The sequence below is a fragment of the Parabacteroides sp. APC149_11_2_Y6 genome (assembly GCF_054506995.1).
In genome coordinates this window covers 4799866-4818970 of record NZ_CP173709.1, presented here as the reverse complement: position 1 = coordinate 4818970, position 19105 = coordinate 4799866, and the positions used below count along the sequence as shown (strand labels likewise).

The 19105-nt window shown below is 43.5% G+C and carries 13 protein-coding genes; 7 read left to right on the top strand and 6 right to left on the bottom strand.

The genetic code is table 11. From position 1 onward, the window contains the following. Positions 1 to 13: 13 nt before the first annotated feature. The 6 genes from ACGE0T_RS19705 to ACGE0T_RS19680 form a co-directional block, all read right to left on the bottom strand. Positions 14 to 895 (bottom strand): endonuclease/exonuclease/phosphatase family protein, encoded by an 882-nt coding sequence (locus ACGE0T_RS19705; RefSeq protein WP_459188273.1) that lies wholly within the window; start codon positions 893 to 895, stop codon positions 14 to 16. 34 nt (positions 896 to 929) lie between these two features. After that, the gene (locus ACGE0T_RS19700) at positions 930 to 2687 is read right to left on the bottom strand and encodes a RagB/SusD family nutrient uptake outer membrane protein (RefSeq protein ID WP_459188272.1); all 1758 of its coding nucleotides are present in this window, start codon (positions 2685 to 2687) and stop codon (positions 930 to 932) included. A 15-nt stretch (positions 2688 to 2702) separates the two neighbouring features. Further along, entirely contained in the window at positions 2703 to 5984 is a 3282-nt protein-coding gene (locus ACGE0T_RS19695) for a SusC/RagA family TonB-linked outer membrane protein (RefSeq protein WP_459188271.1), read from the bottom strand. A 191-nt stretch (positions 5985 to 6175) separates the two neighbouring features. After that, positions 6176 to 7141, bottom strand: a complete 966-nt coding sequence (glsA, locus tag ACGE0T_RS19690; RefSeq protein WP_459188270.1) for a glutaminase A — start codon at positions 7139 to 7141, stop codon at positions 6176 to 6178. A gap of 4 nt (positions 7142 to 7145) precedes the next feature. Beyond that, positions 7146 to 8585 (bottom strand): glutamate decarboxylase, encoded by a 1440-nt coding sequence (locus ACGE0T_RS19685; protein ID WP_459188269.1) that lies wholly within the window; start codon positions 8583 to 8585, stop codon positions 7146 to 7148. 216 nt (positions 8586 to 8801) lie between these two features. Further along, the gene (locus tag ACGE0T_RS19680; protein ID WP_459188268.1) at positions 8802 to 11165 is read right to left on the bottom strand and encodes an ABC transporter permease; all 2364 of its coding nucleotides are present in this window, start codon (positions 11163 to 11165) and stop codon (positions 8802 to 8804) included. A gap of 261 nt (positions 11166 to 11426) precedes the next feature. Between ACGE0T_RS19680 and ACGE0T_RS19675 the strand changes: the two genes are divergently transcribed. From ACGE0T_RS19675 to ACGE0T_RS19645, 7 genes are all read left to right on the top strand, one after another. Continuing rightward, positions 11427 to 12662: an MFS transporter gene (locus tag ACGE0T_RS19675; RefSeq protein WP_459188267.1), complete on the top strand. Its 1236-nt coding sequence runs from the start codon at positions 11427 to 11429 to the stop codon at positions 12660 to 12662. Between the two features lie 19 nt (positions 12663 to 12681). After that, positions 12682 to 13584 (top strand): DMT family transporter, encoded by a 903-nt coding sequence (locus ACGE0T_RS19670; protein WP_459188266.1) that lies wholly within the window; start codon positions 12682 to 12684, stop codon positions 13582 to 13584. 122 nt (positions 13585 to 13706) lie between these two features. Next, positions 13707 to 14156 (top strand): DUF4252 domain-containing protein, encoded by a 450-nt coding sequence (locus ACGE0T_RS19665; protein WP_459188265.1) that lies wholly within the window; start codon positions 13707 to 13709, stop codon positions 14154 to 14156. After that, positions 14146 to 14661 (top strand): RNA polymerase sigma factor, encoded by a 516-nt coding sequence (locus ACGE0T_RS19660; protein ID WP_459188264.1) that lies wholly within the window; start codon positions 14146 to 14148, stop codon positions 14659 to 14661. Before ACGE0T_RS19665 ends, ACGE0T_RS19660 begins: the two co-directional genes overlap by 11 nt. After that, complete coding sequence (locus ACGE0T_RS19655) at positions 14658 to 15065, top strand: hypothetical protein (protein WP_459188263.1); 408 nt, start codon at positions 14658 to 14660, stop codon at positions 15063 to 15065. Before ACGE0T_RS19660 ends, ACGE0T_RS19655 begins: the two co-directional genes overlap by 4 nt. A 4-nt stretch (positions 15066 to 15069) precedes the next feature. Next, positions 15070 to 15531, top strand: a complete 462-nt coding sequence (locus ACGE0T_RS19650) for a DUF4252 domain-containing protein (protein ID WP_459188262.1) — start codon at positions 15070 to 15072, stop codon at positions 15529 to 15531. A gap of 442 nt (positions 15532 to 15973) precedes the next feature. After that, the gene (locus tag ACGE0T_RS19645) at positions 15974 to 19087 is read left to right on the top strand and encodes a SusC/RagA family TonB-linked outer membrane protein (protein WP_459188261.1); all 3114 of its coding nucleotides are present in this window, start codon (positions 15974 to 15976) and stop codon (positions 19085 to 19087) included. The last annotated feature ends 18 nt before the right edge of the window (positions 19088 to 19105 follow it).

Genomic DNA, 19105 nt, shown 5'->3' with positions numbered 1-19105 from the left:
TACTCACAAACCACTAAAAGCTCACCTGCACCATTACCGGGAAATGGTCGGAAGGAAAACGTCCGTATTGCATATCATTCAATACCCCGTATTTATTTACCGATACATCTTTCGTTACCCAGATATAATCGATGCGCCCTTTCATTTCGGCATCGGTCTTGAAGCTATTGTGCGTACCTTCCGTACCATAAGGCGGCTGTTTGCTGATTTCATATGAATCCAATAGAAGACCATCGGATGCCAGAATGCGGATAGGTTCGTCGGCAGGAACGGCATTAAAGTCACCGGTAGCGAATACAGTTGCTTTGTCTCCTGCTATTTTACGAATTTTATCCAGTAACAGTTTGGAGGATTCACGACGTGCCACCTTCCCCTGATGGTCATAATGGGAGTTGAAGAAGTAGAACACCTTTCCACTCTCTTTGTCGCGGAATTTACCCCACGAACAGATACGATTACAACAGGTTACATCCCATCCTTTCCCCGGAACTCCGGGAGTTTCCGAAAACCAGAAATTCCCTTTATCCAGTACCTCAAAACGGTTTGTCTTATAAAAGATGGCGGAATGTTCGCCAGCCTCTTCCCCATCGTCACGCCCTACACCGATATACGCATATCCGTCCAACTCGCATATCCCATCGAGCATATGTTTAAATCCTTCCTGTGTTCCGAATATATCAAAATCATGGAAACGGATCAGGCCTTTCACCATCTCTTTCCTGTTGGGCCAGGCATTCACTCCATCATTCGGCGTATCCATACGGAGATTAAAAGAGGCGACATTCATCGTCGTACAGCAATCCTTCTCCGCATTACTGCTTTCTTTCATTGCCCACGACTGCAACACGGCAGCCAGCAGCAATACGGATACACATAATGTGATTAATTTCTTCATCTATATACTTTATTTTAATTTTATGTTATACAAATCAGTCCCAATTCGGGTTCTGTTTCAAATTCGGATTCTTTATCCTTGCCGATTGGGGAATCGGATAATAATACTGGCGTCCATCGGAATACCATTTACGCGGGTCATTGTCAGACCATGTCAGGTTACCGGAGGTTGCTCCTGTAAGCCCCTGCTGCGAATCATCGCCTACTGAAACCGGAGTACAGGAAGCAGGCAGGTTCACAGGTTTTTCGCCTTTATAGAAAATAACGTCGGGAGTACCGTCGTGGTCGAGGTCCATCTGCACATTCAGGGCAGGGACATAAATGCCGGTCCAGCGCATTGTCATCAGTTCGCCCCGTTTCCAACGTTTCAAATCGGTGAAACGGAAACCTTCCAGGGCAAGTTCGATAGAACGTTCCCTGCGTACTTCCAGAATAACCGGGTCGGAAATATTCGGGAAATAATTCTGTTGGAAATAAGTATCCACAGTTCCCGGCTTCGAGGTCAATCCCCCGGTAATTCCGGCACGTGCACGCAAAGCGCCGATAGTCTGTTCCCAATCCGTATCCGTCAATGTCCCCAACTCGGCTTTCGCCTCGGCATAATTCAGCAACACTTCGGCATAGCGGAACAAAGGAATCGCATTCGTATTTAATGCGCCCGCATCGTATTTGGAATCATCCAACGTATATTTGATTGGTTGGTAGCCTGTATAGGAATAACCATTGAAATTCGGAGCAGCAGGAGCACCGTCGCGCATATATCCCGGGGTACGTATCGTCTGTGCCAGACGTTTGTCACGGTTCTGGCATTCTTCGTAAAACTCCATTGTTTCATATCCGGCACGACCGGTAAACGGAGTCCCGTCTATATTCAGGAATGTATTGACGAAAGTGCGAATCATGCTGAAACGGGCGCCATACGTACCGGAGGTCCACCACCAGTTTGCTTCACCCAACACAGCCAAACCTGCATTACAGCAGCTTGCCAGCATCACTTCGCTTGTAACAGGATTGTCGCTGATAAACAGTTCACGGAACGAAATATCCGTACCAGCCCCCTTGTATATAGTATAACCGCTCTCCTTCATAATTGTTCCGGCAGCATTGGCAGCTTCTTTATACCATTCGTCCGCCGAGTCAGTCAAACCAAGCTCTGTATGGTATTTACGGAAAGAGGCTTCAAACAGGCAAATACGGGATTTCAAAGCATAAGCGACCCATTTCGTAACCCGCGAACCGCTTTCATCCTTAGTCAGGGTAATATGCTGACAGGCAAAATCCAAGTCTTCCAAAACATGCTTCATGACCGTTTCCCTCGAATCTCTGGGAGCCATCAACAACTCGTCATCGATTGTCAACGTACGGTCAATCCAGGGCACATCACCAAACCGAACCACCTTGTTATAGTAGAAATAAGCCCGGAAAAAGCGTGCCAGCCCGATATAATGGTTCCGTACTTCCGGCTCTATCGCCTCACTGGTACAATTCTCAATAAAGTAATTGATATTGCGCAGGTCGCTCCAGTCCCATCCGCTGCTCAACTCGGCCGAGTATGCATTTTCGCGGATAAAATTATCGAAGCTGGTTACCGCCCCGTAGTCGCACATGGCATCCTGACGGAATCCGTTGCTTACGGAGGGAAGCATATTATAGAAAGAATAGGCATAGGTTTCCAGCCCTTTCTCATTACCGAAAATCGTTTCTTTGTCTACGGAAGCCTGAGGCATCTCATCCATGGAACAGGCCGACAGGAGCAGGCAGGCAGATAAAAAAGAATATATAAATCGTTTCATGTTCTTTGTTGTTCATTAAAATGTTACAGATAAACCTAAACTAACACTCTTCATTTGCGGATAGCTGTTTCCGTCGCCACTACCCCGATTGCCATCCAGACCGGAAGACATATCAGCATCGGTCAAATCGGCGTCGGAACCATAGATATTCGTCACATCCAAATCGCGTGTATGCTTATAAAGCGGAGACCAGCACCACAAGTTTTCAGCGGAGATATAAACGCGGACATTCTGCATTCCGGCTTTTGCCGTCAATTGGCGCGGCAATGTATAACCGACTTGCAGGTTCTTCAGACGGATATACGCCACATTCTGCAAATAGCGGGTCTGGGGAGTGGATTTCAAAGAAGAGTTATATCCGGCATAACGGGGCAAATAGGCATCCGGATTTTCTTCTGTCCAATAGTTATTCATATGCCAGGACGGCAGATTGTTGTACGGACGGTTATATTGTCCCCAGAAGATACATTCCGAACTCGGATACCAATCTTGTTTTCCTACTCCCTGAAAGAAAGCGGAAACAAAGAAGTTGTTCCAGTCGCCACTCAGGTTAATACTATAGGAATAACGGGGAAGGCTATTACCGATAACCGTCTTATCACCGTGGTCGTCCAAAGTATTGTTGCCATAATCAATTACTTTGTCGCCATTCAGGTCCTTAATTTTCACATCACCCGGATAAGTAATACGTTTGGAGGAGGATTGGATCAATGTCTGGTCGGCATGGCTGTCGATATCTGCCTGGTCTTTGAAAAGACCTTCGGTTACATATCCCCAGATTTCCCCCACCCGCTTACCTGCATAGTAATCATTCAGGTCGTTGGTTTCGTTATTATAGCGGTCTATCGTAGAGATATAATCGGATAAAGTGGCACGGACTTCATAGTTGAACAGTTTCTCTGCCAGATTGAACTGGTCGCGCCATGTCAATGTGATTTCCCATCCTTTAGTAGTCATATCCGCATAATTCCCTTTCGGTGAAGATGCTCCGAATACATCCGGCAACGTACGGCCGACAGTATACATATCTGTTGTTTTCCGGATATAGTAGTCTCCGGAAAAGCGCAAACGGCTGTTCAGCATGCCAAAATCCAGCCCTATATCCGTAGTCGTTGCCGTTTCCCAGGTCAATCCCTCGGGCATGGCACCCGGTGCACTGGTATATTTGTTTTTCAACCCATTGATCACGCGGCCGGATGTTTCTATCTTCAATAGCTCCATGAAGCTATACGGGTCTACATTACCATTCCCCAAAGAACCGTAAGAAGCACGTACTTTCACATCAGAGAAAATATCCGGGTTTACTTTCCAGAACGGTTCCTCGGAAACACGCCATCCTCCGGAAACAGACGGGAAGAAAGCCCACTGCTGTTCGGTAGGGAATTTGGACGAACCGTCGTAACGGCCATTTACTTCCAATAAATAACGGTCTTTGAAAGCATAATTCAGACGGAAGAATCCACCGGCTACCCGCCATTTATTATATCCTCCGGAAGTCGTGATAGCATCCCCCAATGCCAGGTTTATATTTTCTGAATCTTCGAGCAATAAACCGTTCCGTTGCACATAAACGCTTTTGTATTTGGATTGCTCATAGTTGTATCCCAACATACCTTTGAAGTAGTGGGCATCGGCAAATGTGTCTTCATAGTCGGCATAAATATTGGTAGCCATATATTCTGTCCGCATGCTACTTTCCTTCAAGTCGTTGTACTTGGTACTCAGTTCGCTTGTAACGCCCTCACTTGTGCTGTAAGGAACCGGAACACGGCGCTGGGTCTGTGCATTGTCTGTATTACGGAAAGTAAAATCGCCTCTCACATGCAGTTTATTTTCGAGGAAAGAAGCTGTAAATCCGGTAGTATTCTTCAATACTTTGTTATTCGTATCGATACCATTCTTTCCATAGATAAAATCTCCTACGGAATAAGCGGCAGAGAAAGAAAGACTGCCGTCAGGATTGAATATCGGTGAGGTCGGATGCCCCTCATCGGAAATATTACGCCAGATGGAACCTCCTTCACCCACATTTATCGGGTTGTGGTAATCCATATTGGAGAAGTCCATATTGTTCTCGATTTTCAGCCAGTCGAATACCTGCACGGAACCTTTCGCGCGGAGGTTCATCATTTTATAATCGTCGGTATTGTAGCGGAACAGACCGTCGTAACCGTAGAAACGACCGGAGACATAGTAATTTAATTTACCGTTATTACCGGTTACGGACAAATTATGGTCCTGGGCAAATGTAGTTTTCTTGTAGAGGGCATCGTAGTAATCTTCATTCCCGTAGTAAACATATTTACCGTTTGCATCTACCGTCACTTCTTCTGTGATACCCTGCTCTTTACGCCGTTTAAATTCCTCAAGCCATCCTAAAGAGAACTCTTGTGTCTTATTGATATTTTTCGGGTCGGCAGAATAGTTATTCCAAGCATGGTAGGCTTCATAAAAATGGCTGGCATATTCATACCCGTCCGTTACAAAGTCAGGGACAGTTACCGGTTTTTGCATCGAGAAATTACCGGTATAAGTAATGGATGTTTTATCTTTCGAAGGTTCTTTCGTAGTAATCAAAACAACACCGAAAGTACCGCGTGCACCGTAAATAGCAGCAGAAGCAGCATCTTTCAAAACGGATACGCTGGCTATATCATTCGGATTCAACATGGACGGGTCGCCTTCCACACCGTCAATCAGAACCAATGCACTACCGCCCTGACCGATAGAGGTAGTACCACGCACATTGTAAGTAGCGGTACGGGTAGGCTTGCCGTCTGTCAACTGGATATTCAGGTTAGGAATCGAACCCTGTAATGCCTGGGTTACGTTCGGGACGGAACGGTTATCGAACACTTCACTGGTCACCTGCTCTACCGCACCGGTCAGATTCAGCTTTTTCTGTGTACCGTATCCTACAACTACTACCTCATCCAGTTTTTGTGTGTCTTCCAATAATGTTATTTGCAGGCTTTTTTCTCCTTTCAATTGAATTTCTTTCTGGATATATCCGATAAAAGAAACGGTCAGGACTGCCCCTTGATGTACTTCCAGCGAGAATTTACCGTCAATATCGGTTACTGTTCCGTTTGTAGTCCCCTTCTCCACTACATTAGCTCCAATAACAGGCTCTCCATTTCCATCGATAACCGTGCCGGTCAGATAAAAAGTTCCCTGTTGGGTAACATTCATCTTTATTCCGCTAATCCCGACGGAATAAACGGCAGGGACTCCCTGCAACGTACCGGCTAAACAAAGTAGACCCGCCAAACGGGCTACATCTCTCCTTACTCTCATGTTAAATCTTTTTGTGTTAAAACAAATATTTTTTCACCTATTAAAACTGCCGCAAAGAAACAACCGTGAGATTAAAAAGCTATTTACATGAAATGACAATTACATTACGAAACCGTATAAACGCAAACGTGCCTTCCAGCACCCTGCATACACAGGGGCGGAAGGCACGCCAACTAAAAGAATAAACCGTTTTAGGCGGTGATTGTAAGCCGGTTGCTGCCAAAAATGGACACATCCAGCTTGTTCATTATATACTTTATCGCTAACTGGGCCTTAACCGAATTACCAGCTTCATCGATAGGAGGAGCAAAGGCGGCTATACCGAATACTCCCGGCATAACTCCCATTACGCCACCGCCGACACCGGTCTTTGCAGGGATGCCGGATGTGTACAACCAATCCCCCGTATGTTCATAAAAACCGACGGTTGCAATCAGTGACACGATTTTCGGCGACAGGCTTCCGTCGAATACCTGCTTTTTCGTTACCGGATTCAACCCTTTATTGCCGATGGTTGCCGCAGCGATAGAAAGCTGACGGGCAGTCACGCCCAATGAACACTGGCGGGTATACAAATCGAGCGACATATCCGGGCCATCGTAGATACGGTTATAGTTTTTCAATAACCAGGCAATGGAACGGTTGTTGAAGTTGGTAGCCGATTCGGATTTATACAGTTCGTCTATCAACTGAGGAGCGCTTCCGCACAGGTCTGTGATATTCGAAACGATAGCCTCCCATTTTTTAGCGGAGTCGCCAAGCGGTTGAACCATGCTGCAAGCCGTAATTGCACCGGCATTTACCAACGGAGTGGACGGATGGTCTTTTTCAAGCAGAATCGCCATGATTGAGTTGAACGGCAGACCGGTAGCATCGGCTCCAATCATTTCCAGCAGTTTTTCGGCTCCGTATTGGCGGAGGGCAAGCACTGCCGTATGTACTTTGGATACGGATTCGATACCGAAACGGTAGTCGTAATCGCCTAAGGTGATGGTTTCGCCATTCATCAGGCAGATACTGATACCGAACAGGTTCTTGTCTATATTTGCCAGGTAAGGAATGTAGTCGGCGTTTTTGCCTCCCGTATTCCCTTTCACCTGTTCATAGGCTTCCTGGGCAATCTCTTTTATCTGTGAAATGGAAACATGCTTCTCCATATGCTTATTTCGTTTTATGAGGCATACCTGTGTGAGTGAATACAGAACCCTTTACTTCCAGATTCTTGTCTTGTGCGATACGGGTAGGAGTCGGATATTCCAGTTTTTCCAGTTCTGTAATTGCACCACGGATATCGTTCAGCAACATGTCTGCCATATCACGGCTGAAGCCCTGACGTGCTACAATACGCATGACTACATAATTCTCAAGGTCATTAGGAAGTGTATAAGCAGGAACCATCCATCCGTTTTGTTTTAGTTTATCCTGCAAGTCATACAGAGTCCATTTTGCCTTTTTAGCATAATCCGGTTTCAGGTACCAGATAAACAATGGGTTGACCACTTCGTTGCTGTAATTTACGAACGGAGCCATCTTGCCGATTTCGGTATGCAGGTATTTGGTTACTTCCATGCTGTTGTACTGGATAGCTTTGTATCCCTGGAATCCGAGACGGATAAACTGGTAATATTGTCCGAGGATTTGTGCAGCAGGACGTGAAAAGTTCAAACCAACCTGTGTAATATTCGCACCCAGATAATTTACACTGAATGACATTGAATCGGGCAGATAGGATTTATCTTTCCATACAACCCATCCCAGACCCGGATAAACAAGTCCGAACTTATGACCGGATGTACTGATAGACAATACCCATTTCAAACGGAAGTCCCATTTCAGTTCCGGTTTAAGGAAAGGAAGGATAAAACCACCGGAAGCAGCATCCACATGGATAGGAATATCATAGCCTGTCTTTGCGTTGTAAGCGTCCAATGCTTTATCCAAAGCCTCTACATCATCATTCAAACCAGTCCATGTCACACCCTGGATAGGTACGATACAGATGGTATTTTCATCACACATCTTCAATGCAGCTTCGGGGTCCAAGGTTGTTTTTTCGAGTGTCAAAGGAACCTGGCGCATTTCAATCTGCCACAACTGTGCAAACTTTTCCCATACGACCTGGAAACCGGTAGATATTACAAAATTAGGTTTATCCACAGGTTTACCGGCTGCCAGTCTTTTCTTGCGCCAACGCAACCAGGCAGCTACCCCGCCCAACATACAAGCTTCGGAGGAACCGATAGCCAATGCACCGGCTTTCCAGTCGGCCTTTTCAGGGCTGTTCCACAAATTAGCCATGATATTGATACATTTTGCGTTCATCACAGCAATACGCGGATACTCTGTTTCGTCTATGTAATTGATGTTGATTGCTTCGTTCATCAATTTAGTTGCATAGTCATCCATGTAGGTAGTAACGAATGTTGCCAGGTTCAGACGAGGTTGTGTCTGTGCGTAGGTTTCGTCTTTTACCATCTGATAAGCAATCTCCGGGGTTGTAGGTCCTTCCGGGATTCTGTCTACCGGGGAAGTTTGTAACATTTCTTCTGAGCCAAAAATCGCAGTCTTGGCATCTCCTTTTCTGAAATTAGAATCTTCCATGTCTTTTTTGTTTTTAATTATTAATGGCGTCACCGACATTTTTCCGTCGATGTATGCCAAAAACAGCCACCAGACACAATTGTTCTCGGATTTTGGTTAAACCTGCAATATTTGGCGTTTATTAAAATAATGTTATATAAGAGTGTAAAAAACTACGGGTATTTTAACCTAAAAGGAGAAAAGCAGCCAAAATACCCGAGGATATGCAGAATCCGGTTATTCACTTTTTATACTGTTCACCGGATTTTCATTGGCCGCCCTCCAGTTTTGGAAGGTAACGGTCAGGAAGGTAATAGCCATCACGACAAACAAGGCTATCAGGAAAGTCCACCAATAGATAGGCGTACGATAAGCAAAGTTCTCCAACCACAGATAGACACCATACCAAGCTATGGGAGCTGCTATCACAAAACATATCAACACGATTCTCAGATACACCTTATTGAACATAACCAGGATTTCCCCTACTGTCGCCCCATGTACTTTCCGGATACCGATTTCCTTCCGGCGGTATTGGGTTTCAAAAATCACCAGACCAAATACGCCGACAATAGAAATAATGATAGCTAAAAGGCTGAATAATGTAATCATCCGTTTCAGGTATTGTTCCTTTTGATACAATTGGTCGTATACCTTATCATAAAAACGAATATCAAACGGATATGCAGGATCGATATCCGCTACTGTCTGCCGGATATGTTCGACTGCTTCTTCCACATTCGTTCCGGCTTTCAGGCGGATATAAGAAATGGGAAGTGTCTGGCCATTCATTATGAATGCCATGTCAAAATTATTCTGGCGGAGAGATACCAGTTTCACATCTCCCATAAAACCGGCAATATAACTACCCCCATCCAGATACTCGCCCGGCGCCATATCCATTTTCTCCTGAACAGAACGGGAATAAATATAAGTAGTGACAGAGTCGGAACGCAATTCGTCCGTTTCATTAAAGTCGCGCCCTCCGGTTATCGGGAAGCCCATTACTTTCAAGAAATTACGGGATACTGGAATATAGTAGGTATAAAACTCTTTTCCTTTATACTGCTGTGAATTCATCGAATACGTATCCGAACCACCGACAATATTTGCAGAAAAAGCCACATCTTCAATACCCGGATAGGCTTTCAGTTTACTTGCATACACATCTTTCGACTGCTTGTATGTCTGGCGGGAAAGTTCCACGATGGCTATCTGGTCTTTATCGAATCCCAGGTTCAGCGAACGCATATAATTGTTTTGCAACTGGATAAAAGAAGCTCCTATAATCAATCCGATAGATACGATGTATTGAAACCCTATCAGAACAGTCCGCAACTTTCTTCCCGTAGCCGATAAACCGAAACTGCCTTTCAGTACAAGTGCAGGAGGGAAAGAGGTCATATACCAGGAAGGATAAAGACCGGCTATCAACCCAACAACTACAGAAATTCCAACCATCAGCAAAATCAATCCTGTATGATGTAGCAACGATGTATCCGCCTCCACAAACGAAAGTATCTGCAAATGGTTCAATACACCTACAATAGCCAGTGAAAACAGGCAAGCCAGTAAACTAATGCCTATGGCTTCCCCTACCAATGCCAGACGTAACCCGGCCGTAGAACTTCCTAATATCTTTTGCGTATTGATGCTTTTGATACGCATCGGAGCCAGAGAGGTACTGAAATTGGTAAAATTGATGCCTGCTACTATCATAACGAGCAAAGCTATCAATAACAATATCTTAATAATATCCGGATTACCGACCTTGCAAAAATCCGTTATCTGGTTCGGCAGATAATAAATATCCGCCAGAGGAGTAAGTTTCAGATGTGCACCTTTTTCCGGACAACCATGCTGGCCAAAATCGAATGTCTTATTAAAACTATCTTCTACTATCTCTTTTGATTCGGGGCTATTCAGCAAAATATAACCTAATGAACTCTGGCCATACCAGTCATTTTCACCTACCTTATCCATTGCTGTATATATTACATTCTCCAACTGGGTATTTGCCGGTAAATCCTTATATACGGCCCCAACGGTAAAGCTGGATAAATTGCCTTTGTAAGGCAGGTTGTCTTCTACATTTATCTGCTGTCCTACGGCCTGTTCATTACCGAACATCCGGCGTGCCATACTTTCCGGGATAATCACTTTTTCCGGATCGGACAAACAAGACAAGTCTCCATCCACCTTCTGAAAATCAAAAACACGTACGAAATCCGGATAACAAAACATCATAACTTCCCGGAAACCTCTCTGCTCCGCACCCTCCCCGACCGTCATAAAATAAACGGGAGAACTGAACAAACTCAACAACGACGAAGCCTCCACATGGGGTGATGAGGCAGCTACAGCATTGAAGAAAGCCCGTGGAACTACCGGACCGAAATAATCGTTTGCCTCCCGCATCCGATCCACACGGTATATCCGATCCGATGTAGAATAGCAACGATCGAATGTCCGTTCGTAATCAATCTGCATCATAATCACCAGAAATGCAGCAAAAGCAACAGCCAGGCTGGCTATATTTAAGGATGTAGCCAGTTTAAAACGACGCAAAGTATTTAGAAAATTCCGAACCAATGTTCCCATATTTGTAATATTGTTTAGAAGCAGCACAAAATGCTTGCTGATTGAGCATAATAATATACAAAGAATATGCCAAAATTTATATCTATCAGTATATCAACAATATAAAACAACACAAACCAATTCCTCCTGTAAAAAAATTAGACAAAGGTGTAAATATATTTGACAGTAAAACGTCCTGTTTATTTCTGACAGTTAAAGTGAACAATTGGAATATTGCTTTGTTTCAGTATCATAACTATAACGCCCAACGAAAGAATTACTATGCGCATACAGACCGGACAGGGGACCATTCCCCTTATCACATTAATAGGCATATGGTCGATTTCGGCATTAAACGCCCTCCCGGGACTTGCCGTTTCCCCCATTCTCGGAAAGTTATCCACAATCTTTCCCCACTCCACGGAACTGGATATACAGATGCTTTCCTCGCTCCCATCGTTGCTGGTTATACCTTTTATTATATTATCAGGTAAACTGACAGAAAAGGTCAACTATATACGACTATTGCAAACCGGGCTTATTATCTTTTCCTTAAGCGGCATTTTGTACCTGCTTTCCAATAAAATGTGGCAACTGATTGCCGTCAGTGCTTTGTTGGGGGTCGGTTCCGGACTGATTGTGCCGTTATCTACAGGACTTATTTCCCGTTTCTTTATCGGCGGATACCGGACCAAACAGTTCGGTTTAAGTTCGGCCATTACAAATGTAACCTTGGTATTGGCTACCACCCTGACCGGATTCCTTGCCGAAATCAACTGGCACCTGCCGTTTGTTGTCTATCTGTTTCCTCTTATTTCCATTGTCCTTTCGGTTTATCTGAAAAACAGTATCGCACAAAATAAATCAAAAATCGTACCGGCGGATATAGCCGTTCCGGAACAAGACCCTTCGGATACTGCATACGGACGTAGCGGTATACAGGTAAGACACCTGATACAAATCATGTTGTTTTACGGTCTGGCCACTTATCTGTCTGTCATTATCAGCTTTAATCTGCCTTTCCTGATGAAAGAATATCATTTTACAAGTGGAAATTCCGGGATTATGATTTCCCTGTTTTTCCTGGCTATCATGACACCCGGATTTTTCCTGAACCGGATAGTAGCGGTATGGAAGAAAAAAACAAAGTTCTATTGTATGCTCCTGATGGCGGCAGGGATGGCACTTATTGTGTTTTTCCGTTCCGAATGGCTGATTGGTTTAGGATGTATATTTACCGGGTTTGCATATGGTATCATACAGCCTATCGCTTACGATAAAACAACCCGTACGGCTCTTCCGGCAAAGGTTACACTGGCACTGGCATTCGTTATGGCAATGAATTACCTTGCCATCCTGCTGTGCCCGTTTATTATCGATGCACTCAGTTCCATATTCCATACGAAATCACAACAATTTCCTTTCATACTGAATATGGTTATCGCCTTGATTGCCGCGGTATGGGCCTATATGAAACAGGATTCTTTCCTGTTCAACGACAGTTACAAAAAAGTATAAATCCCAATAAATACAACCTATGAAGAATAAAGTAGCAGAAGCAAATATTTACATGATTATTTCCAAAACATTCAGTGGTTTGAACATGAATGGTTTGAAGTACCTCCTGCCCTTATGGATAAGCCCGTTGACGGGAGTTACCTTCCGATGCGTATTCGGTGCTGTTGCTTTCTGGATTATAGGGATGTTTATGAAACCGGAGACATCCACAAGAAAAGAAAAACTAACTCTTTTCATGTTAGGTGCGCTCTGTATTTACGGATTTATGTTCTTTTATCTGATCGGATTGAGTAAAACAACTCCTATTTCCAGTTCCATATTTTCCAGCCTGCAACCCATTTGGGTATTCATCCTTTCCGTATTATTCTTTAAGGAAAAATTAAGCTGGATGAAGGTTATCGGTATAGGAGTCGGTTTCGGAGGCGCTTTGCTGTGTATCCTCACCCAAAAGAGCGATGACCTGGCTTCCGATGCGTTTACAGGAAATATGTTCTGCCTCCTCAGCTCGATTGCCTATGCTGTCTACCTGATAGCCAGCAACCGTGTATTGAAAAATGTAGGCGAGATGACGATGCTCCGCTACACATTTACTGGTGCCGCTTTCTCCAGTATTATTGTAAACTTCTTTACCGGATTCGACGCACCTATGTTTGAAATGTCTTTTCACTGGAAACCGTTTGCCGTATTGATGTTCGTACTTATATTCCCGACAGTTATCAGTTATCTGCTTATCCCGGTAGGACTGAAATATCTGAAAACAACACTGGTTGCCTTATACGGGTATCTGATTTTGATCGTAGCAACCATTACCTCCCTTATTATCGGACAAGACCGGTTTAGCTGGCCCCAGTTAATTGCCATCCTGCTCATCTGTTCGAGCGTTTATTTTGTAGAGATAGCCGAAAAGAAAGAGAAAGCCTGATTTTTTTCTTTTTCTTTGTAACAACTTGTTTTTTGTTCCGTCTACTTTATAAATACCTTCCGGAAGCGCGCTCCGGAAAGCATTTGACAAAACGGAACATAAAATAATAATACAATAGAAAGATGAAAAAATACATTGCAATCCTGGTACTATTCTTTATCTGCCAGACCGGATACAGCCAAAGCATGGACAGCCTGTTCAAGACCTTTTCCAAACAGGAACATGTAACCAAAGTAACCGTCGGTCCCTTTATCATAAAGCTGGGCAGTTTGTTCACAAACACTATGGGAGTAAATAATATCGAAGTGCTGGACTTCGACGACTGTAGCAAGGATATAAAAGACAAGCTGAATGAAGCGGTCCATAATCTGAACGATTCCCGTTTCGAGACAATGATTACTACCAACGACGATGATACCCGCACACGTATCCTGGTACATATCGATAAAGATATGATTCGCGAACTGGTCATTCTCTGTACAGGCTCGGACAATACCTTAATCCGTATCAAAGGCAAAATCAAACCATCCGATATAAAGAAAGTAGTAAAACAACATAGTAATGGATGCTGATAGCTTTAAAAGGCTGTTCCTTCCTCTCCACCCCAAACTATTCCGCATAGCCTACGCTTTGGTTGAAAGTAAAGCGGATGCGGAAGACATCCTGCAAGATGCCTACTGCAAATTATGGAACCGGAGAGACGAATTAGCCGGAATCCAATCCCCGGAAGCATTCTGCGTTACATTAGTAAAAAATCTCTGCCTCGATTTTCTCCGTTCCGCCCATGCCAACAGGCATGATGAGGAGATAACGGAAGCCATTACGCTTTCCACGGATTCCTCCCCGGAAAAGGAACTGGAGACACAAGACAAGATACGGCAAGTCCGACGGTTAATAAACAAACTGCCACAAAATCAACGGCAGGTTTTAAAACTAAGAGGAATAAACGATTGCTCTCTGGATGAAATAGAACAAATTACCGGACTCAGTGCCGTTAATATACGAGTGCTTCTCTCCCGGGCACGCAAAATAATCCGGGAACAGTTTGAGAAATTATATGAAACGAATGTAGTATGAATAGAAACGATAAACAAATAGATGAATTGATTGATAAAGCGCTTCAGGAAGAGATGGCTTTGCCGGAAGGCCTTTCCAGCCGTTTGGAAAAGCAAATCGACCTATTGGCTGCCAATGAAGGGAAAAGAAGCCGTTTATCACTTCGTAAACGTTCTCTCTACTGGTTCAGCGGAATAGCTGCAACCCTATTGCTTTGCATCGGAATATTCGGCTACAATACTTCGTCTTCCGCAGGTAAACAGCTTGCCGATACGTACTCGAACCCGCAAGAAGCTGCCCTCGTTGCCGAAAAGGCGTTACTACTGATGTCACAAAACCTCAACAAGGGTATCAGCCAGGTTGACAATGCCAATCAGGAAATAATCAAAGTAAACCATATTTTAAACAAACATTTAAACGATTGATAAAATGAAAACAAAATATATCTTTCTTCTTCTATGCCTGTTTTGCTCTACCCTATGTTTTGCACAGGATAAATTATTCGACAAATATGCCGATATGAACAATGTGACTTCCGTCTATATATCCAAGAAAATGTTCCAGATGATACCCTCTATAGAGAGCGGCGGGCTTAACCTGGCGAACCTGAAAGGGAAAATAGAGAACATGCAGATCCTTACTTCCGATAAGCAGGAAATAAAAGAGAACATGAAAAAAGATTTTTCTAATATTATCGGTAAATCGCATGAAATGCTGATGCGCGTGAAAGACAACAATACCAATGCGGTCTTTTATGTGGAACAGAAAGGGGATTTAATCAACGAGATGATTATGCTTGCCGACAGTGATTCCAGTTATGTGGTCATTCGCCTTGCAGGTAAATTCACTTTACAGGATATACAGGATGTGGCAAGCAGTTTTTCAAAATAGGACAAAAAGCAGGCAACGACCTGCTCCAAATGATAAAACTTTTTTGGCACTCCGAGAAATGCTTAGAAAACAGAAAACCTTAGTTCTGATAGGACTAAGGTTTTTTCTTTATCCTTTAGTTACCGTAACAAAATTAGAGATATAAAATAACCCTATACTTTCAAAAATGATATTAAAATTAACTAAACTGATATTTCCATAAAATACATATATCACTTTTCCCGACCAAAAACCGACTATAATACCTAAAAACAAACTTATATACCCAATTAAACCCACCTTTTCGTACCATTTACCATTCCATAGTTAATAGTCCTATCAGAACAAATTCAATTATCATTTTTAAATCATTTGCCTATGGAGAGATGTAAAACAACGCGCCTAAAAATTTTATTGTAGAGAAAATTAAAGTATTTCAATTGTTAAATTAAATTTTAATATTATGATCAAATCGAGATGCAGCAACCTATTATCGAAAGCTGTATTATTATCAGTTTTTTTAAGCCCCGGATATGTAATATCAAATATTCATGCAGACACGGCGTATTCCATCAGCGGTATAGAGCAGGTAACCGGTAAGCTGACCGGACGGGTAGTTGATGCAAAAGGTGACCCCATACCTGGAGCTAATATAGCTGTGAAAGGAACGACTATCGGAACTATCACAGACATGGATGGTAATTTTTCCATAGATGTCAACCCAAATCAAATACTCACGATCAGTTTCATCGGATATGAAACAAAAACAATACCTGTTTCCAATCAGAAGACCTTGAATGTCGTTCTAAAAGAAAATGTAAACGAACTGGACGAGCTTGTGGTCGTCAGTTACGGTACACAGAAAAAAAGAGATTTAACAGGGTCGGTGTCAAAAGTCGATGCAGAAGAATTGGAAAGTATTCCGGTCGGACAGTTTGCTCAGAAACTGCAAGGACAAATAGCCGGTGTACAAATCAACCAGTCAACAGGACAACCCGGTAAAGGCATGGGGTTCCGTATCCGTGGCGCCGCTTCGATAAACGGTGGCAGCTCTCCCCTATTTGTTGTGGATGGAATGCCAATCAATATGGATTTAAGCAGTATTAACCCGGATGAAATCGAAACATTTTCCATCCTGAAAGATGCTGCTGCTACTTCTTTGTATGGTTCACGAGCAGCTAATGGTGTCGTTCTGATCACCACGAAACGGGGAAAACAGGGGAAAACACAAGTCGATGTAAATGCTTCATTCGGCATCCAAACCCTGAAAGGATTGAAAACTCCAAACGTTATGAACGGAGAAGAATTCGCTCAATACAAAAAAGAATATTACGAAGATGCTGCCAGATATGAAGGCTATACCGGCGGTGTCCCGGAGCAATATCAGAATCCGGCACAATACGGAGCGGGAACGAACTGGTACGACTTACTGACCCACAATGCCACCACACAAAATTACAGCGTCAGTGTCACAGCCAATAAAGATAAATTCAAGACAGCTATTGTATTAGGTTACTTCCGCCAGGACGGTGTGATGTACAATTCTAATTTCGAACGTTACTCTTTACGTGCAAACAACGACTATCAGGTTAATGACAAATTAAAATTAGGATTGAACATTGCTCCTACCTTGCAAATCAAAAATAATCAAAATACGGACGGTGGCTGGCAGATATTAAGCGCGGCTTTTCTGGCAGACCCGACTGTTAACCCGTATGATAAAAACGGAGAACCTATCCTTTCCCTTAATTCTCCAGGGATGTTCCCGCAACCGAACTGGATACGGGTCTTAAACGAAAAAACAAGCAAAACCCAGGATCTGACTTTGTTAAGTAATGTTTTTGCCGAATTGGATATCTGGAACGGCATCAAATATAAATTCCAGGCAGGATTTGATTTAGGTGCTAAGAATTACAGAGACTTTACGCCTTCAACGGCGGGAGGCGCTATGTTCACAGCTCCCCCACAGAAAGCGAGTGGACAATATAACACGAATTTCCACTATAGCTGGACCATCGAAAACATGTTGATGTATAACCAGAAATTCGGTGATCACAGTATTGACGCATTAGTGGGATACAGCGCCCAGAAATATTCAAACGAATATAACCAACTGACGGCAACGGATTTTCCGAGTGACGATATCGCTTGGATGGGAGCCGGAGCCACTAAAAATGGCGACAACAATATCGAACAATGGACATTAGCTTCTGTAATTGCGCGTGCCAACTACAGCTATAAAGACCGCTATCTGTTGCAAGCCACATTCCGCCGTGACGGATGTTCCCGTTTCGGAACCGGTAACAAATATGCGAACTTCCCTTCCGTATCTGCCGGATGGATTGTTTCAGACGAAGCCTTTATGGAACCTGTTAGCAACGTGATGAACTATTTAAAGATCAGGGCCAGCTACGGTCTGACAGGAAACTACAATATCGGTAATTACCGCTACATTGCGGGGGTCAATACTTATAACTATGTATTAGGAGGCGCATTGGCTCCTGGAAAAGGATTAGGTAACTTAGGTAATAATGCCCTGACCTGGGAAGAAACGAAACAATTGGACTTAGGCGTCGATCTCGGATTCCTGAACGACCGTATTTACCTCATGTATGATTACTACAAAAAGAAAGTCAACGGACTTTTGTATCAGGTAGATATTCCAAGAGCTTCCGGTTTTTCCAATATCTATTCCAACATTGGCGATTACAGGGCATGGGGACATGAAATAACACTTCAATCCCGTAATCTTATCGGTGAATTCAAATGGACAACCAATCTGAACATAGCTTTCAACCGAAATGAAATAACCAAAATGGGAACGAATGACACACCGAAAGGCGGATATTCCAACCAGGAAGATTTCAATCGTCTGGCCGTAGGCGAACCTATCGGTATATTCATGGGGTATGTGTTCGACGGCGTGTATATGACCGAAGAAGAGTTTAATTCGCAGCCGAAACATGCATCGTCCGAAATCGGTACAGTCCGGATGAAAGATGTCAGCGGTCCTAACGGTGTTCCCGACGGCATAATCGATAACAACGACCGTGTGAAAATCGGTGATCCGAATCCGGACTTCATCTATGGTATGACAAATGAATTCTCATGGAAGAACTTCGATCTGAGCATCCTGATCAGCGGACAAGTAGGAGGTGATATCATAAACTCCAACTACGAGCATACGTTAAATATTGATGGCTGTTTCAATGTCTTGAAAGAAGTAGCCAACCGTTGGCGTTCACCGGAAAATCCAGGTAATGGGTTTGTTCCCAGAACAAAAGCCGGTACAACAGAACTATTCCGCTTCAACAACAGCAGTTGGGTATACGATGCTTCCTATCTAACGATCAAAAATATCACACTGGGCTATACGATTCCTATCAAACCGAGTCAGTACCTGTCCAAGCTCCGGGTGTATATTACAGCCCAGCAATTGGCTACATTCACGAAATATCCCGGTATGAACCCGGAAATCGCCATGAATGAAGATATGGGATGGAACGGTTTAGGCGTCGACCGTACGACTTACCCGGTTCCTAGAACATTCAGCATCGGATGCAATATCTCATTCTGACAGGAAAACAAATTATAA

Coding starts and splice junctions, on each gene's coding strand:
- ACGE0T_RS19705 (WP_459188273.1), bottom strand. CDS start 895: ATGAAGAAATTAATCACATTATGTGTATCCGTATTGCTGCTGGCTGCC.
- ACGE0T_RS19700 (WP_459188272.1), bottom strand. CDS start 2,687: ATGAAACGATTTATATATTCTTTTTTATCTGCCTGCCTGCTCCTGTCG.
- ACGE0T_RS19695 (WP_459188271.1), bottom strand. CDS start 5,984: ATGAGAGTAAGGAGAGATGTAGCCCGTTTGGCGGGTCTACTTTGTTTA.
- glsA (WP_459188270.1), bottom strand. CDS start 7,141: ATGGAGAAGCATGTTTCCATTTCACAGATAAAAGAGATTGCCCAGGAA.
- ACGE0T_RS19685 (WP_459188269.1), bottom strand. CDS start 8,585: ATGGAAGATTCTAATTTCAGAAAAGGAGATGCCAAGACTGCGATTTTT.
- ACGE0T_RS19680 (WP_459188268.1), bottom strand. CDS start 11,165: ATGGGAACATTGGTTCGGAATTTTCTAAATACTTTGCGTCGTTTTAAA.
- ACGE0T_RS19675 (WP_459188267.1), top strand. CDS start 11,427: ATGCGCATACAGACCGGACAGGGGACCATTCCCCTTATCACATTAATA.
- ACGE0T_RS19670 (WP_459188266.1), top strand. CDS start 12,682: ATGAAGAATAAAGTAGCAGAAGCAAATATTTACATGATTATTTCCAAA.
- ACGE0T_RS19665 (WP_459188265.1), top strand. CDS start 13,707: ATGAAAAAATACATTGCAATCCTGGTACTATTCTTTATCTGCCAGACC.
- ACGE0T_RS19660 (WP_459188264.1), top strand. CDS start 14,146: ATGGATGCTGATAGCTTTAAAAGGCTGTTCCTTCCTCTCCACCCCAAA.
- ACGE0T_RS19655 (WP_459188263.1), top strand. CDS start 14,658: ATGAATAGAAACGATAAACAAATAGATGAATTGATTGATAAAGCGCTT.
- ACGE0T_RS19650 (WP_459188262.1), top strand. CDS start 15,070: ATGAAAACAAAATATATCTTTCTTCTTCTATGCCTGTTTTGCTCTACC.
- ACGE0T_RS19645 (WP_459188261.1), top strand. CDS start 15,974: ATGATCAAATCGAGATGCAGCAACCTATTATCGAAAGCTGTATTATTA.